Genomic DNA, 1,026 nt, shown 5'->3' with positions numbered 1-1,026 from the left:
GCCGACCGGGTCTCGTCGGCCTCCCGCTCGGCCTGGGCATGGCCGAGGACCCCGTCACCGAGGCCGGTCGCGCCCGCCTGGGACGGGAGCGGCACCTCGGCCGCGGGCAGGTCGACGACCGGGGACTCCCGCCCCACGGCCGTCACGACACGCGTGTCTTCGCTGGTCAAGGCGGCGATCCCGCCTGCGGTGCCGGCCACGAGGGCGAGCACCCCGAGTCCGGCAGTGGCCATCCGTACCCCGAATGGCAGCCGCGCCCAGAGGGACTTACGCGGCATTTCGAGTAGATGCTGCCAGGAATCACTAGATGTCTGGTTTAGCACCAAAACATTGTGCTGCCGCGGCGCCGCCGGGCCAGCATCACAGCCGCACCCGAAAGGATGACGCCGAAGCGCCCGACGGCTATCCGACACCGCCGAGAGGTGATCGATTTCGGTCCGCCGCGCCGCACTCCGTGTGCACCGCGCAGCGGCGCAACCGGCCGACAATGCTCCCGACCCGCCCAACAACCTGGAGGTACGGTGCGCAGAACGGTCAGCATCCTGGCAGCGGCAGCGGTGGCTCTCGCCGGCTCGCTCACGATCAGCGGCCCGGCCTCGGCGGCCACGCCCAGCCTGCGCTTCCACGGCGCCCAGTACGACTCGCCGGGCAAGGACACCCGCAGCAACGCCAGCCTCAACGCCGAGTGGATCTCGCTGGTCAACACCGGCAGCAAGGCGGTCAACCTCAAGGGCTACACCATCCGCGACGCGTCGCGGCACACGTACACGTTCGGCAGCACGACCATCGCCGCCAAGGGTGGCCGGATCTGGGTGAAGACCGGCAAGGGGACCAAGTCGGGCCGCAACGTCTTCTGGGGCAGCGGCAACTACGTCTGGAACAACACCGGCGACACCGCGACCCTGCGCAACGCCTCGGGCAAGTCGCTCGACACCTGCTCCTGGAAGTCCAAGGCGAACCGCACCTGGGTCGCCTGCTGATCGTCGCGCCACGCGAGAGCGGGCCGCCGGGGTGCTCTGCTCACCC

2 protein-coding genes are annotated in these 1,026 nt (G+C 70.2%); one reads left to right on the top strand and one right to left on the bottom strand.

Annotated features, from left to right (window positions below; translation table 11 throughout):
• Positions 1–233: hypothetical protein (locus AB0C29_RS50200; protein ID WP_360835702.1), on the bottom strand; the 233-nt coding region annotated here is incomplete at its 3' end.
• A 288-nt stretch (positions 234–521) separates the two neighbouring features.
• Here AB0C29_RS50200 and AB0C29_RS50195 point away from each other — a divergent pair.
• The gene (locus tag AB0C29_RS50195; protein ID WP_360835700.1) at positions 522–980 is read left to right on the top strand and encodes a lamin tail domain-containing protein; all 459 of its coding nucleotides are present in this window, start codon (positions 522–524) and stop codon (positions 978–980) included.
• The last annotated feature ends 46 nt before the right edge of the window (positions 981–1,026 follow it).

This window comes from Actinoplanes sp. NPDC048791 (genome assembly GCF_040650095.1).
Lineage (GTDB): Bacteria > Actinomycetota > Actinomycetes > Mycobacteriales > Micromonosporaceae > Actinoplanes.
Note: the sequence above shows the minus strand (reverse complement) of the source record. Positions and strands in the feature narration are given on the sequence as shown.